This is a genomic window from Pseudomonas sp. GL_090, from assembly GCF_057837765.1.
The window spans coordinates 657605-671812 of the sequence record NZ_CM174452.1; the positions used below are offsets into that span (position 1 = coordinate 657605).

General features: G+C 60.8%; 13 protein-coding genes. All 13 read right to left on the minus strand.

Translation table 11 applies throughout. The features are described from left to right. Positions 1 to 120: 120 nt before the first annotated feature. The 13 genes from urtD to AC3ITA_RS02915 all read right to left on the minus strand — a co-directional run bounded on the left by urtD (position 121) and on the right by AC3ITA_RS02915 (position 14017). A complete protein-coding gene (gene urtD / locus AC3ITA_RS02855; protein WP_095944227.1) occupies positions 121 to 990 on the minus strand; it encodes an urea ABC transporter ATP-binding protein UrtD in 870 nt (289 codons plus the stop codon). Further along, positions 987 to 2066 (minus strand): urea ABC transporter permease subunit UrtC, encoded by a 1080-nt coding sequence (gene urtC / locus AC3ITA_RS02860; protein ID WP_489279371.1) that lies wholly within the window; start codon positions 2064 to 2066, stop codon positions 987 to 989. The genes urtD and urtC overlap by 4 nt, the downstream gene beginning before the upstream one ends. After that, positions 2066 to 3568 (minus strand): urea ABC transporter permease subunit UrtB, encoded by a 1503-nt coding sequence (gene urtB, locus AC3ITA_RS02865; protein WP_489279373.1) that lies wholly within the window; start codon positions 3566 to 3568, stop codon positions 2066 to 2068. Before urtB ends, urtC begins: the two co-directional genes overlap by 1 nt. 158 nt (positions 3569 to 3726) lie before the next feature. After that, positions 3727 to 4992, minus strand: a complete 1266-nt coding sequence (urtA, locus tag AC3ITA_RS02870; RefSeq protein WP_489279374.1) for an urea ABC transporter substrate-binding protein — start codon at positions 4990 to 4992, stop codon at positions 3727 to 3729. Between the two features lie 267 nt (positions 4993 to 5259). Next, positions 5260 to 5682, minus strand: a complete 423-nt coding sequence (locus AC3ITA_RS02875) for a hypothetical protein (RefSeq protein ID WP_414928572.1) — start codon at positions 5680 to 5682, stop codon at positions 5260 to 5262. Between the two features lie 197 nt (positions 5683 to 5879). Further along, complete coding sequence (locus AC3ITA_RS02880; protein ID WP_489279375.1) at positions 5880 to 6890, minus strand: FecCD family ABC transporter permease; 1011 nt, start codon at positions 6888 to 6890, stop codon at positions 5880 to 5882. Continuing rightward, the gene (locus AC3ITA_RS02885) at positions 6887 to 7846 is read right to left on the minus strand and encodes an ABC transporter substrate-binding protein (protein WP_489279377.1); all 960 of its coding nucleotides are present in this window, start codon (positions 7844 to 7846) and stop codon (positions 6887 to 6889) included. The genes AC3ITA_RS02880 and AC3ITA_RS02885 overlap by 4 nt, the downstream gene beginning before the upstream one ends. Beyond that, entirely contained in the window at positions 7843 to 8631 is a 789-nt protein-coding gene (locus AC3ITA_RS02890) for an ABC transporter ATP-binding protein (protein WP_489279379.1), read from the minus strand. Before AC3ITA_RS02890 ends, AC3ITA_RS02885 begins: the two co-directional genes overlap by 4 nt. A 165-nt stretch (positions 8632 to 8796) precedes the next feature. After that, on the minus strand, positions 8797 to 10176 hold the full coding sequence (locus tag AC3ITA_RS02895) for a PepSY-associated TM helix domain-containing protein (RefSeq protein WP_489279381.1): 1380 nt from the start codon (positions 10174 to 10176) through the stop codon (positions 8797 to 8799). Positions 10177 to 10286: 110 nt separating this feature from the next. Then, complete coding sequence (locus tag AC3ITA_RS02900; RefSeq protein ID WP_489279383.1) at positions 10287 to 12404, minus strand: TonB-dependent copper receptor; 2118 nt, start codon at positions 12402 to 12404, stop codon at positions 10287 to 10289. 192 nt (positions 12405 to 12596) lie between these two features. Next, positions 12597 to 13070, minus strand: a complete 474-nt coding sequence (locus AC3ITA_RS02905) for a DUF2946 domain-containing protein (protein WP_489279384.1) — start codon at positions 13068 to 13070, stop codon at positions 12597 to 12599. Positions 13071 to 13091: 21 nt separating this feature from the next. Next, on the minus strand, positions 13092 to 13571 hold the full coding sequence (locus AC3ITA_RS02910) for a copper chaperone PCu(A)C (protein ID WP_095944217.1): 480 nt from the start codon (positions 13569 to 13571) through the stop codon (positions 13092 to 13094). Positions 13572 to 13618: 47 nt separating this feature from the next. Next, positions 13619 to 14017, minus strand: coding sequence for a DUF2946 domain-containing protein (locus AC3ITA_RS02915; protein WP_095944216.1), 399 nt, complete (start codon positions 14015 to 14017; stop codon positions 13619 to 13621). Between the last annotated feature and the right edge of the window lie 191 nt (positions 14018 to 14208).

Genomic DNA, 14208 nt, shown 5'->3' on the forward strand with positions numbered 1-14208 from the left:
TCAGATCCCCCTGTGGGAGCGAGCTTGCTCGCGATGGCGTCGGCACACTCAACATCGTTGGTGACTGATGCACCGCTTTCGCGAGCAGGCTCGCTCCTACAGAGGGATGTATTTGCAGGCTTAACGACCGAGATAAACCTCGATCACCCGCTCGTTGTCCTGCACCTGTTCCAGCGACCCTTCGGCCAGCACGCTGCCCTGATGCAACACCGTGACGTGGTCGGCAATCGAGCCGACGAAGCCCATGTCGTGCTCCACCACCATCAGCGAGTGCTTGCCGGCCAGGCTCTTGAACAGCTCGGCGGTGAATTCGGTTTCGGCGTCGGTCATGCCCGCCACCGGTTCATCGAGCAGCAGCAATTGCGGGTCCTGCATCAGCAACATGCCGATCTCCAGAAACTGCTTCTGACCGTGGGACAGCAGGCCGGCCGGGCGATTGACCGACGAGGTCAGGCGAATGGTCTCCAGCACTTCGGCGATGCGGTCCTTTTGTTCGCCATTGAGGCGCGCCCGCAGGCTGGCCCACACCGATTTGTCGGTTTTCTGCGCCAGTTCCAGGTTCTCGAAAACACTCAAGGCTTCGAACACCGTCGGCTTCTGGAACTTGCGACCGATACCGGCCTGGGCGATCTGCACTTCGCTCATTTGCGTCAGGTCCAGGGTTTCGCCGAACCAGGCCTTGCCGTGGCTGGGACGGGTCTTGCCGGTGATCACGTCCATCAGCGTGGTCTTGCCCGCGCCGTTGGGGCCGATGATGCAGCGCAGTTCGCCGACGCCGATGTACAGGTTCAGTTCGTTCAGCGCGCGGAAGCCGTCGAAGCTGACACTGATGTCTTCCAGGGTCAGGATGGTGCCATGGCGGGTGTTCAGGCCAGGTCCGACCCGTTGACCGAGGCCAATGGCATCGCGGCTGCTGCCGGCATCCTTGTTCGGTTCCACGGGGAAGAACGCCGGTTCGAGCATGAATTCAGCCGTTGCAGTCACTCTCATTGCTCACCTCTTTTCTTCAACAGGCCGATCACGCCTTTGGGCAAATACAGGGTCACGACAATGAACAGCGCGCCGAGGAAGAACAGCCAGTACTCGGGGAATGCCACGGTGAACCAGCTCTTCATACCGTTGACCACGCCGGCACCGAGCAACGGGCCGATCAACGTCCCGCGCCCGCCCAGTGCTACCCATACTGCTGCTTCGATGGAGTTGGTCGGCGACATCTCGCTCGGGTTGATGATCCCCACTTGCGGCACGTACAGCGCACCGGCCAGGCCGCACAACACCGCGCTCAAAACCCACACGAACAACTTGAAGCCGCGCGGATCGTAGCCGCAGAACATCAGACGATTTTCCGCATCGCGCAGCGCGGTCAGTACACGTCCGAACTTGCTTTGCGCCAGGCGCCAGCCGATAAACAGGCTCGCCACCAGCAACAGCACCGTGGCGAAAAACAGCACCGCGCGGGTGCCCGGTTCAGTGATGCCAAAGCCAAGAATCGTGCGGAAGTTGGTGAAGCCGTTGTTGCCGCCGAATCCGGTTTCGTTGCGGAAGAACAGCAGCATGCCGGCGAAGGTCAGGGCCTGGGTCATGATCGAAAAGTACACGCCCTTGATCCGCGAACGGAAGGCGAAAAAGCCGAACACCAAGGCCAGCAACCCCGGCGCCAAAACCACCAGGCACAGGGTCCAGAGGAAACTGCTGGTGCCAGTCCAGAACCACGGCATTTCGCTCCACGACAGGAAGGTCATGAACGCCGGCAAGCCATCTCCCGAGGCCTGGCGCATCAGGTACATGCCCATGGCATAGCCACCGAGGGCGAAGAACAGGCCGTGGCCGAGGGACAGCAGGCCGGCGTAACCCCACACCAGATCGAGCGCCAGGGCGACGATGGCGTAGCAAAGTATCTTGCCCACCAGCGTCAGTGTGTAGGCCGAAACGTGCAGCGTGCTGTCCGGCGATATCAGCGACAGCAGCGGTAGCGCCAGCAGCAGAACGAGGATCACCGCACCGACGGCAATCGAGACTCTGGGGCCGGCTTTTTGGGTCGCGGTAACGAGCAGGGGCTGGTTCATCAGTCGATCACCCGTCCTTTGAGTGCGAAGAGGCCTTGCGGACGTTTCTGGATGAACAGAATGATCAACGCGAGGATGAGGATTTTGCCGAGCACGGCACCGATCTGCGGTTCGAGAATCTTGTTGGCGATCCCTAAGCCAAACGCCGCCAGCACGCTACCGGCCAACTGACCGACACCGCCGAGCACCACCACCAGGAACGAGTCGATGATGTAGCTCTGGCCGAGATCCGGGCCGACGTTGCCGATCTGGCTCAGGGCCACGCCACCGAGGCCGGCAATGCCCGAGCCGAGGCCGAAGGCGAGCATGTCTACGCGCCCGGTGGGTACTCCGCAGCAAGCCGCCATGTTGCGGTTCTGCGTCACGGCGCGAACATTCAGGCCCAGGCGCGTCCTGTTCAGCAGCAGCCAGGTCAGCACCACCACAAACAGCGCAAAGGCAATGATGACGATGCGGTTGTACGGCAGCACGAGGTTAGGCAGCACCTGAATCCCACCCGACAGCCAGGCCGGGTTGGCCACTTCGACGTTCTGTGCGCCGAACACCAGGCGAACCAGTTGAATCAGCATCAGGCTGATGCCCCAGGTGGCGAGCAGGGTTTCCAGTGGACGGCCGTAGAGGTGGCGAATTACCGTGCGCTCCAGCGCCATGCCGATAGCCGCGGTGACGAAAAACGCCACCGGCAGCGCGATCAGCGGATAGAACTCGATGGCCTGCGGCGCGAAGCGCTGGAACATCAGTTGCACCACATAGGTCGAGTAGGCGCCGAGCATCAGCATCTCGCCGTGGGCCATGTTGATCACGCCGAGCAGACCGAAGGTGATTGCAAGCCCCAGGGCGGCGAGCAACAGAATCGATCCAAGTGACATACCGCTGAATGCCTGGCCGAGCATTTCGCCGACCAGCAGTTTGCGTTTGACTTGAGCCAGGCTGGTTTCGGCCGCCGTGCGTACATTGGCATCGGCTTCAACGCCTGGTTCGAGCAAGCCTTCGAGGCGGGTGCGGGCCAGCGGGTCGCCGGTTTCGCCGAGCAAGCGCACAGCGGCCAGCCGTACAGCCGGGTCGGCATCCACCAGTTGCAGGTTGGCCAGAGCCAGGCTCAGTGCGGCGTGAACGCCTTCGTCCTTTTCGCCCTCCAGTTGTTGGTCGAGGAATTTCAACTGCGCCGGCTTGGCACTTTTCTGTAGTTGCTGCGCAGCGCTCAGACGGAGTTTGGCGTCGGCGGCGAGCAATTGATGACTGGCCAACGCGGTGTCGATCAGACCCCGCAGGCGGTTGTTCAGACGCAGGGTTTTCGGCTGGCCGTCGACGGTCAATTCGCCTTGTTGCAGGGCGTTGATCAGTTCGATACGGGCCGGATCGGGCTGCGCCGCCCAGGTTTCCAGCAGCCTGGCTTGCTGCACGGGATTGGCGGCGACGAAGTCTTCGGCGTCGCCGGCGTGAGTGGCCATCGGCAGTAAAAATGCGATGGCGAAGATGAGACGATAAAGGGCGGTGGGCATAGATAGTCGCCTTGACGCGGACATTGTGGGAGCGAGCCTGCTCGCGATAGCGGTTGTTCAGTCACAGAAATGTTGAATGTGCCGCCGTCATCGCGAGCAGGCTCGCTCCCACAGGGATTTGTGTCAGGCCCGAATGCTTGGGCCCGACACCCAGTGGCTCAGTTGCTCTTCACTGCATACTCCGGCTTCTTGTCGTTGCCCGGGATGAACGGGCTCCACGGCTGGGCGCGGATCGGCCCTTCGGTCTGCCACACCACGTTGAACTGACCGTCTGACTGGATCTCGCCGATCATCACCGGTTTGTGCAGGTGGTGATTGGTCTTGTCCATGGTCAGCGTGTAACCGGACGGCGCAGCAAAGGTCTGGCCGACCAGGGCTTCGCGGACTTTGTCGACGTCGGTGGATTTGGCTTTTTCCGCCGCTTGCGCCCACATGTGGATGCCGACATAAGTGGCCTCCATCGGGTCGTTGGTCACTGCCTTGTCGGCGCCTGGCAGGTTGTGTTTCTTCGCGTAGGCCTTCCAGTCATCGACGAACTTCTTGTTCACCGGATTCTCGACCGATTCGAAGTAGTTCCACGCCGCCAGGTTGCCCACCAGTGGCTTGGTGTCGATGCCGCGCAGTTCTTCTTCGCCGACCGAAAACGCCACGACCGGAACGTCGGTGGCTTTCAGGCCCTGGTTCGCCAGTTCTTTGTAGAAAGGCACGTTGGAGTCGCCGTTGACGGTGGAGATAACCGCCGTCTTTCCACCGGCCGAGAACTTCTTGATGTTGGCGACGATGGTTTGATAGTCGCTGTGACCGAACGGGGTGTAGACCTCTTCGATGTCCTTGTCGGCCACGCCTTTGGAGTGAAGGAACGAACGCAGGATCTTGTTGGTGGTGCGCGGGTACACGTAGTCGGTGCCGAGCAGGAAGTAGCGCTTGGCGCTGCCGCCTTCTTCGCTCATCAGGTATTCAACGGCAGGGATCGCCTGCTGGTTCGGCGCCGCGCCGGTGTAGAACACGTTTGGCGACATCTCTTCGCCTTCGTATTGCACCGGGTAGAACAGCAGGCCGTTGAGTTCTTCGAACACCGGCAGTACCGATTTGCGCGACACGGAAGTCCAGCAACCGAACACCACGGCGACCTTGTCCTGGGTCAGCAACTGACGACCCTTCTCGGCGAACAGCGGCCAGTTCGAGGCCGGGTCGACCACTACCGGCTCGAGCATCTTGCCGTTCACGCCGCCCTTGGCGTTGATCTCGTCGATGGTCATCAGCGCCATGTCTTTGAGCGACGTTTCGGAGATCGCCATGGTGCCGGACAACGAATGCAGAATACCGACCTTGATGGTCTCGGCGGCCTGGACAGTCCAGGTCATGCCCATCGCGGCGATGCTTGCCGAGAGTGTGAAAGCCTTGATCAAACTGCGACGCTTCATTGTGCGATCTCCATGAACTTATGAGTTTTCTTGGTTGGCAGATGCGGACTACTGAAGGGGTGTTTTGCAAGGGCTGTGCCCGGTCGGCAAAAGGCAGGGAAATGTCGTTTTAGAGCGGTTGAACGGTTTGATGGCGCACCATGAGGGATCGCGTCTGGCGCGTTGGTGCGAAGAGTTGCGCCAGATTGGGGCGAAGATTATGTGAGCAACAAAAACCGACTGTGGGAGCGAGCAAGCCCGCTCCCACAAGGTCAGCGGTGCAACAAATCAGCTTTTGATGCAGGTTTCAAAACCATGCCCGCCACCTTCGTATTCCGGGCCGTAGTAGTACTTGGTGAATGAAGTTTTCCCGTCAGGGGTTGTAGCAATTTTCGCAATTCCGATGCCGTAATCCTTGAGCGACGGATCCGTATGGGCAAAATAAATCGCCAGGGAACTCAAGTTGGCGGCAGCAAATCCGTCATACCGGGAGTTGTCGAGCAACGTCAGCGTAAAACCGTAGGCGCCGTGTTCTCCGGTACTCTGTTCGGCATTGAGCTTCATCTCGACAACACCTTCGAACGGACCGATATGGCTGTCCATTCCAGTGCATTGATACCGACCACTGTAGTCAACGCCAGTAAAGGGTGGTTGCACTGCCCATGCGGGCGCTGAAACAAGTGCAATGGATGCGATGAACTTCTTGAACATGTTTACCTCTTTCCGCTCTTGTAAGAGTTGTGGCGATTAAGCTGTAGGAATAATCGTCATTGAAGTGCGCGAGGGTTTTATAGTTGAGCTCGCGAGTGCGGAGTATGAGCGTGATGGAGAACTTGTTAAGCGCTAACTTAATACGGAGTTTTTCCAAGCGTAAATGTAGTTTGAAACTTTTTTAATTAAATGTGGCATTAACGACGTCGCATCAAGCCGATGAAGAACAACCCGCCAATTGCAGCAGTGGCAACACCGATGGGCAAGTCTTCGGGGGCGATCAGTGTCCGGGCGGCGACGTCGACCCAGACCAGAAACACGCTGCCGAGCAATACGCACACCGGCAGCAATCTTCGGTGTTCAGCGCCGACCAGACGCCGCGCAATGTGCGGCACCATCAGCCCGACAAAACCGATCGAGCCGCTGATCGATACCAGCACTCCGGTCATCAATGACGCAATCAGAAACACTCGCAGGCGCACGGTGCGTGCATTCAGGCCCAGGGTCACTGCTGTCTGCTCGCCGGCCATCAGCGCATTCAGCGGTCGCGCCATGCCCAGCAGCAACACCAGCCCGAGCAACACACTGGCTGTCGGCACCGTCAGCAGCTCCCAGCGTGCCAACCCGAGCCCGCCGAGCATCCAGAACATCACCGCCGAACTGGCTCGATGATCGCCCATGAACAGCAGCAAATTGGCAATCGCCATCATCACGAACGACACCGCCACGCCGCACAACAACAAGCGATCACTGTCGAGGCGGCCGTGGCGATTGGCGATCATCAGCACCACCAGCATGCTCAGCAATGCACCGATAAATGCCGCGATGGGCAAGGTCAGCAGGCCAACGATCTCACCGACATGCAGCACCACGATCACCGCGCCTAACGTCGCGCCGGACGTGGCGCCAAGTAAATGCGGGTCAGCCAACGGGTTGCGCGTCACCGCTTGCAGCACCGCGCCGATCAACGCCAGTCCGGCGCCCACCAGCGCGCCGAGCAGCATGCGCGGGACGCGGATCAGCCAGACGATAGGTTCCTGTCCGGGACTCCAGTCCGGCACACCGAAACCGAACATTTTGTGCAGCAGGATGCGCCACACCACATCCAGCGGCACCCGCGCCGGGCCGAAACCCAGGGACACCACGCACGACACCAGCAACAGGGCACCGAGGGCGATCAGCAACAGGGCGTAGCGACGGTTGATCATTCGCCGCGGAAACCCTTGGCCAGGGTTGCGACCGCCAGCACGTTGTCGATCCCCGGCGTGGCCTGCACGTACGGGATGACGATGAAGCGCCGGTGCTTGATCGCGTCCACCGATTGCAGGGCCTTGTTGCTCAGCAGGAATTGAATCTTCTGTTCGGCAGTGATTTCGCTGTAGTCGACGATCACGATCACCTGGGGGTTGCGCTCGACCACGGTTTCCCAATTGACCCGGGTCCAGCTCGCGTCGACATCCTCCAGGACATTGCGTCCGCCAGCGGCGTCGATCAGTGCTTGCGGCATGCCCAGACGCCCCGAGGTCATGGCCCGGTCTTCGCCGCTGTCGTACAGGAAGACCCGCGGTTTTTCCGCGGGCAGGTCTTTGCGAATATTCGCCACTTGCGCCTGCATGTCGGCGATCAGGGCATTGGCGCGGTCCTGCACGTCGAAGATTCTGCCGAGGTTGCGCAGATCGTTGTAGGTGTCTTCGAGACTGGCCGGGGGGCGTTTCATCACGAAGGCGCAGGATTCGCTCAGCTCGTACACATTGATGCCCAGCGGTTGCAGGGTTTGTGGCGTGAGATCGCCGCCGATACGCATGCCGTAGTCCCAGCCGGCGAAGAAGAAATCGACGTTGGCATTGAGCAGGGTTTCCACCGACGGGTACTTGGCCGCCAGTTCCGGCAGGCCTTCGAGAATGCCCTGCATCTGGGGCGTCACGGCCTTCCAGCCACTGATGCCGCTGTAACCGGCCATCCGTGGTTTGAGGCCGAGGGCGAGCATCATCTGAGTCATGTTGATGTCGTGGCTGAGGGCGTGTTGTGGTGCCTGCTTGAAAGTCACTTCGCGGTTGCAGCTTTTGATTGTCAGCGGGTAACGGGTGGCTTCGGCCAATGCCTGGGTGCAGCCCGGCAGCATCACGAGAGGGAGGCAGCAGCGCAGCAGGGAACGCAAAGTCATGGTTGGGTTATCCAGGTGATTCGTGGGTAGCCGTGCAGTGGGTGTTCATCGATCAGTGCTTCGACGCCGAACACATTGCGCAGCAGCGCAGCCGTCAGGACTTCTTTTGGCGTGCCGCTGGCGACGATACGACCATGGTCGATCACGTACAGCCGATCACAAAAAGCCGCCGCCAGATTGAGGTCGTGGATGCTCGCCAGGGTGCCGATGTTCAAGCGCTTGACCAACTGCAAAAGCTCAAGCTGATAACGCGGATCGAGGTGGTTGGTCGGCTCGTCGAGGATCAGCAATTGTGGTTGCTGGGCCAGGGCGCGGGCGAGGATGACTCGCTGTTTTTCACCACCGGAGAGCGTGACGAACCCGTGGTCTTCGAAGCCCTTGAGGCCGACGGACTCCAGGGCCTGATTGATCAGGTCGCGGTCTTCAAGGGTGTCGCCATCGAACAAGCCTTTGTGCGGCGTACGGCCCATGGCGACCACTTCCTCGACAGTCAGGCCGAAGGCTTCAGGGAACTCCTGCAGCACCACGGCGATGCGTTGCGCACACCAGCGCGAGGATTGCTTCCAGACGTTCCGGTGATCGAGCCTGACCTCGCCGCTTTCCGGTTTACTGAAGCGCCAGGCACAGCGCAACAGGCTGGTCTTGCCGCTGCCGTTGGGGCCGATCAGCCCGACGAACTCACCGGCGGCCACCTGTAGCGAGGCGTTACGCAGCTGGAATTGGTGATGGCAATGGCCGTGACCCAGTGGAGACCAGGTGAGTTTTGTGAGGTTCAGCGAGGTCATGCAGTTGTTCTTGAAGTTTCTGGAGCGGCGGATGACGCCATCGCGAGCAGGCTCGCTCCCACATTGGAACACGGTCAAATGTGGGAGCGAGCCTGCTCGCGATAGGGCAGCGACGAAAAGTGCGGGAAGTCTACAGTGCTATCGATCCCGCGCATCTCGCCTGTTTCATGATGAAGATGAGGCGCTCACAGTCTGCCGGGCGAAGCGTGACAGCAGCACACGGTCGAGCACCCAAACCGCCACCAGCGAAGCACCCACCAACGGGAAGGCCAGCGCCAGGGCGAACATGATCACCATCGCGGTTTTCCATTTCGGCAGGTCGTGGCGCAGCGGCGGCACGCCGAGTTTTCCTTGCGGACGGCGTTTCCACCAGATCACCACACCGCTGACCGCGCTGAGCAAAATCATCAGGCAGATCAGCAACACGACAATCTGGTTGAAGGCGCCGAACATCTTGCCTTCGTGCAGCATTACGCCGATTTCCGTGGCGCGGGCGACGCTGCCGTATTGCTCGAAACGTACATCGGCCAGGACCTTGCCGGTGTACTGATCGATGTGCAGCGTGGCGTCATTGCGCGGGTCGTCGGCGAACAGGGCGATGGTGAACACGCCGGTTGCATTGGTCGGCAGGGTGATGCTGTAACCCGGTTCGACCTTGCGCTCTTTGGCGATGTTTTGTACGTCCTGCAGGCGGATGGTCGGCGAGGCAGGACCGGCCGCTGCACCGTCGTGGGCCATGTGCTCGGCATGGTCGCCGGACATCGGCATTGGCGTGTTTTCCATGGCCCACGGCACGGTCTGGCGGGTGGCGGTGTTGAGGCTGCGAGCCTCGACATCGGACTTCGGCACGTCATCCCACATGGCTGCCGGGAACACGTTCCACACTTCGGCGTACTGCTTGCCCCAGAAGCCGGTCCAGGTCATGCCGCTCAGCAGCATCACCAGCAGCAGGGACGCGCCCCAGAACCCGGTGACCGCGTGCAGGTCACGCCACAATACGCGCCCACGACTGTTCAGGCGCGGCCACAAAATGCCTGCCGCCTGACCGCGTGGCCACCACAAGAAGATGCCGGACACCACCAGCACCACGCCCCAACCGGCGGCCAGTTCGATCAGCCGATCGCCGACGGTGCCGATCATCAGCTCGCCGTGAATCGCGCGGGCAATGGCTTGCAGGTTTTTCTTGGCGTCTTGCTCGCCGAGGATGTCACCGTGGTACGGATCGACGAACACATTCAGTTCGTTGCCGCCATTGAGCACGACAAACTGCGCGCTACGTTCAGCGCTGACCGGTGGCAGGTACTGCTTGATCGTGGCTTGCGGGTACGCGTCTTCCACGCGCTTGAGCAGGTCGTCGGCCGGCACTGTGTGATGACCGGCCGGAACGTTGAGCAGGCTGCTGTACATCAGCGAGTCGAGTTGCGGTTTGAACAGGTAAATGGTGCCGGTCAGGGCCAGCATCACCATGAATGGCGCAACGAACAATCCGGCATAGAAATGCCAGCGCCACGCCAGGTTGTAGAAATTCACTTTGGGCTGTTTCATCACGCGTGCTCCACTTGGCTGGATCTTTTAGTTGTTTGATTGGCGGTTGCCTTGCAACCGATCGCGAGCAGGCTCGCTTCCCTGTAGGAGCGAGCTTGCTCGCGAAGCTTTTAGAAACTCATATCCACCTTGGTCCAGAGCGTTCGCCCCGGCTCCTTGATGGCTTGCGGGTCATTGGCCGGGTAGCCGAAACCGGCGTTGCCGGCCAGGTTCAAGTGCTCGGCGTAAGCTTTGCCGAACAGGTTGTCGACGCCGCTGCTGACCTTCCAGTTGCTGTTGATCCGATAGGCACCGTTGAGGGAAAACACGCCGAAGCCCGGCGTCTTGCCGAAATCCTTGCCGACCACGTTGCCCTTGTTCTGGTCGATGCGGTTTTGCGCGGCGACCACTCTCCACAGTGCGCCGGCGCTCCAGTTGTCTTCGCTGTAGGTCAGGCCGAAACGGGCATCCAGCGGCGGCATTTGCGGCAATGCACTGCCATCGCTGCTGTTCTTGCCCCAGGCGTAGGCCAGGGTCGCGTCGGCTTTCCAGTTGTCGGTAAGGTTGTAAGCGGCGCCCAGTTCGCCGCCCATGATTCGCGCGTCGATGTTTTCGGCTTGTGAGGTCGTACCCATCATCGTCGGGGTGTAGTTGAACAGGATGTAATCGCGCACTTGCCCGACGTAAGCCGAGGCCCAGGCTTCGAGGTCTTCGGTCTTGTACTGCAGGCCGAAATCGAGCTGGGTGGTTTTTTCCGGCTTGATCGAATCGAAGGCATTCACCGAACCGGCGGGGCCGGACTTGGGTGAAAACAGCTCCCAGTAATCCGGGAATCGCTGGGTGTGACCTATGCCTGCATACAAGGTGGTCGGGCTGTCGGCCAGGTCATGCTCGTAGCGGATGAAACCGCTGGGCAGGGTATCGGCGCGGGTGTCGTCGGCGGTCGGATTCGGGCGGGGCATCATGCCCGAGCCGATGGTCTGCCGAAAATCCTTGGCCGAGGCACGGTCCAGGCGTGCGCCGCTGATCAGGCGGTCACGGTCGGCGGCGTACCAGGTCAGTTCGCCGAACACGCCGTAGTTATGGAAGTCGGCATCCTTGGTGTACGGCAGGTCCTTGTAGGTGTCGACACCCATGGCGCCGCGCTGGCGATGCTCGTTGGTCTGCGCGTCGATGCCGCTGATCAGTTGTACATCGGCCCAGCGCCAGGTGCCCTTGACCCGGGCGCCGAGGGTGCGGCGGTCGACGTTGGAAGCCATGGGCCCGGCCATCATCCCGGTGCCGGACGGTGTGCGCAGGGTGTAGTTGTCCATCACGTGGTCGGCGTAGTTGTAGTAGACCTGCGCCTCGACCTTATCCAGCACCTCGCCGATGTTGGACTGCTCGAAGCGCAGGCCGAGGCTTTCGCGCAGGAACTGCGAACCGTCCATGCCGCGCCCGGCGTAGCGGGCTTCACCATCGCCACGGCCGGCGGTCAGCTCCAGCAAGGTGTCGGTATTCGGCGTCCAGCCGACGGCCATGTCGCCATTCCATTTGTCATAGCGCGACGCCACGGTATCGTTGTTGCCGTCCTGGTAGTCGTCGGAGTGCGCGGTGTTGCCGATGACCCGCACATAACCCGACTCACCGCCGGCGGCAGCGTCCACCAGTTTGTCGAAGCGACCGTAGGAGCCGGCCAGTACGCTGGCGTTGACCCGCGTACCGAGTTCGCCGAAGTGTTCCGGCTCGCGGTCGAACAGAATGGTCCCGGCCGAAGAGCCCGGGCCCCACAGCACGGTTTGTGGGCCTTTGATCACGGTGAGCTTGTCGTAGGTTTCCGGCGAGATGTAGGAGGTCGGGGCGTCCATGCGGCCCGGGCAGGCACCGAGCATCATGCCGCCGTTGGTGAGGATGTTCAGCCGCGAGCCGAACATGCCGCGCAGCACCGGGTCACCGTTGGTGCCGCCATTGCGCACCATGGCAAAGCCGGGGATGGTCTTCAGATAATCGGCGCCGTCGCTGGCCGGCACCGGTTGGCGCGGGTCCTTGGGGTTGGTGACGATGGTCAAGGGCGAGCTGGGCGCAACGGCGGTAATCACCGTCGGGCTCAGTTCTTCACTGTGACCGGCGTGATCATCGGCCAGCGCAGAAGGCGCCAGCAAGGCACCGCACAGGATGGCGGTGGCGTGCCTGAAACGAACACGGGATTCGTTCAGGGCATAAGAGGCTTGGGCAGGGCTCAAGCACGGGACAGCGGAAAACCTGGACATGACAATTTCCATCGAACAATCGTAAACGACACGGCCGGCAGTCTGAGGCTGTCCCTGTGGGAGCGGGCTTGCTCGCGAAAGCGGTGTGCCAGACGACATCAACGTTGACTGACACTCCCTCTTCGCGAGCAAGCTCGCTCCCACAGGTTGCTTTGGCTGTCTTGCGGGCCGTGTGAAATCAGAAGTGAGTGTTTACGCGACGACGGGCGGGGCGCGGGTGCGGGCGCCGGGGAAGAAGGATTGCCGGGCATGGCCCAGGCGTGGGGAAGGGGTGGTGAAGGTGTTGACGGGCGGGATGATGAAGTTGGCGAAAGACAGGCCACCGGTCAGTGCCGGGCAATTGAACAGCAGGCTGCAATAGCCGCATTTTTCCCACAGCACATGGTGGCCGGGGGCCGGCGGGCAATGCTCGGCGGTGGCTTGCGTGGCTTGCGTGGCTTGCGTGGCATGGTCGGCATGCTCCATCGCCGACATATCCATGTTCATGTCCATGCTCATGCCAACAGGCATGGTCATCGACATGGCGCGCGAATCCATCGGCATCGACTGGGAAATCAGCGGACCGATAAAGATCATCAGCATGGCGAACAGGCTGATCCAGCTGCCGCGTGTCAGGCTCAATGTCTGATCGCGTGACCTGGATGACCTGGCGCTAAGCGGGCGCATGGGCGTTTTCAGCTCAGGCGATTACGGCTTGTGCACGTGCGCTTGCATGGCGTCCGGCGCCTGCTTCTGCACCGCGACTTCGACCGTCACGTCACCGGACTTCTCGAAGTGCAGCGTCATGGGGAAGCGCTTGCCGTCAGTGAGCAGGCTGCGGTCCTTGAGGCCCAGCAACATCACGTGATAGGCCATGGGTGCGAAAGTGACCTCGCCTCCGGCGGGCACTTCCACGCTCGGTACGTGCTGCATTTTCATCATGTCGCCTTGCATCACGTGCTCATGCAATTGCGCTTCGCCCGCTATGGGGGTGTCGACGCTGAGCAGGCGGTCGGCGGTCTTGCCTTCATTGTTGATCACGAAATACGCCGCAACAGTGGGCGCATTGGGTGGCAACTCCTGGGACCACGGATGAGCGATTTCCAGTGCGCCGACCTTGTATTCGTGGGCATTGGCAAAGCAGGCAGGCAGCAGCAACGCAGCCAGAACGATGAGTTTGTTCAACATGGCAGTTCTCCGGAACGATTTAAAACGCAGTCAATTGCGAGAAAGAATCACACCAGAGGGGACGCACGGGGGTTGAGACTCGGCCATTGCTGGCGCGGTGACGGGCTTTCGAGCGAGGTATCGGGCAGGCTTCGGTTGGATTCGAAGTGCGCAAAATACAGCTGTGGCGAATGCCCCGGCAGCGCCACCAATGGCGCAGAACCGGAACAGCACCAGCAATGCTGCATGTTGGAATGAACGTCGTTTTGCGGGGCTTTCTGTTCAAGATCCCCGATGGAAATCGCCACCATCCTGGTGCCGCTGGAGCTGCAGAAACTGCCCCACAACAACTGTTCGGCAGGTGACTTCGCCGTTTGCGCCATCGCTCCGGACATCGGCATGGCGAGCATGTTGAACAGCACTGCGAAGCAGGCTATCCAGGCAATTGCGAGCCGTTGTCGGGACATGGGACAAAATCCGTTTGGGTGGGCGATCAGGCGCGGGCTATTTAGCCTGATCAGGGCCGATAAGTAAAAAGGCGGCGTGCGGTTTGGTGTCGCAGCGCCTGAATCAACAGGTCCAACATGCGTTGAGCAATTTCTGGCTCGCCGTTATGAAAGAGTGTAGCGACTTCGATTCGGAATGCTTGGGCAAATGT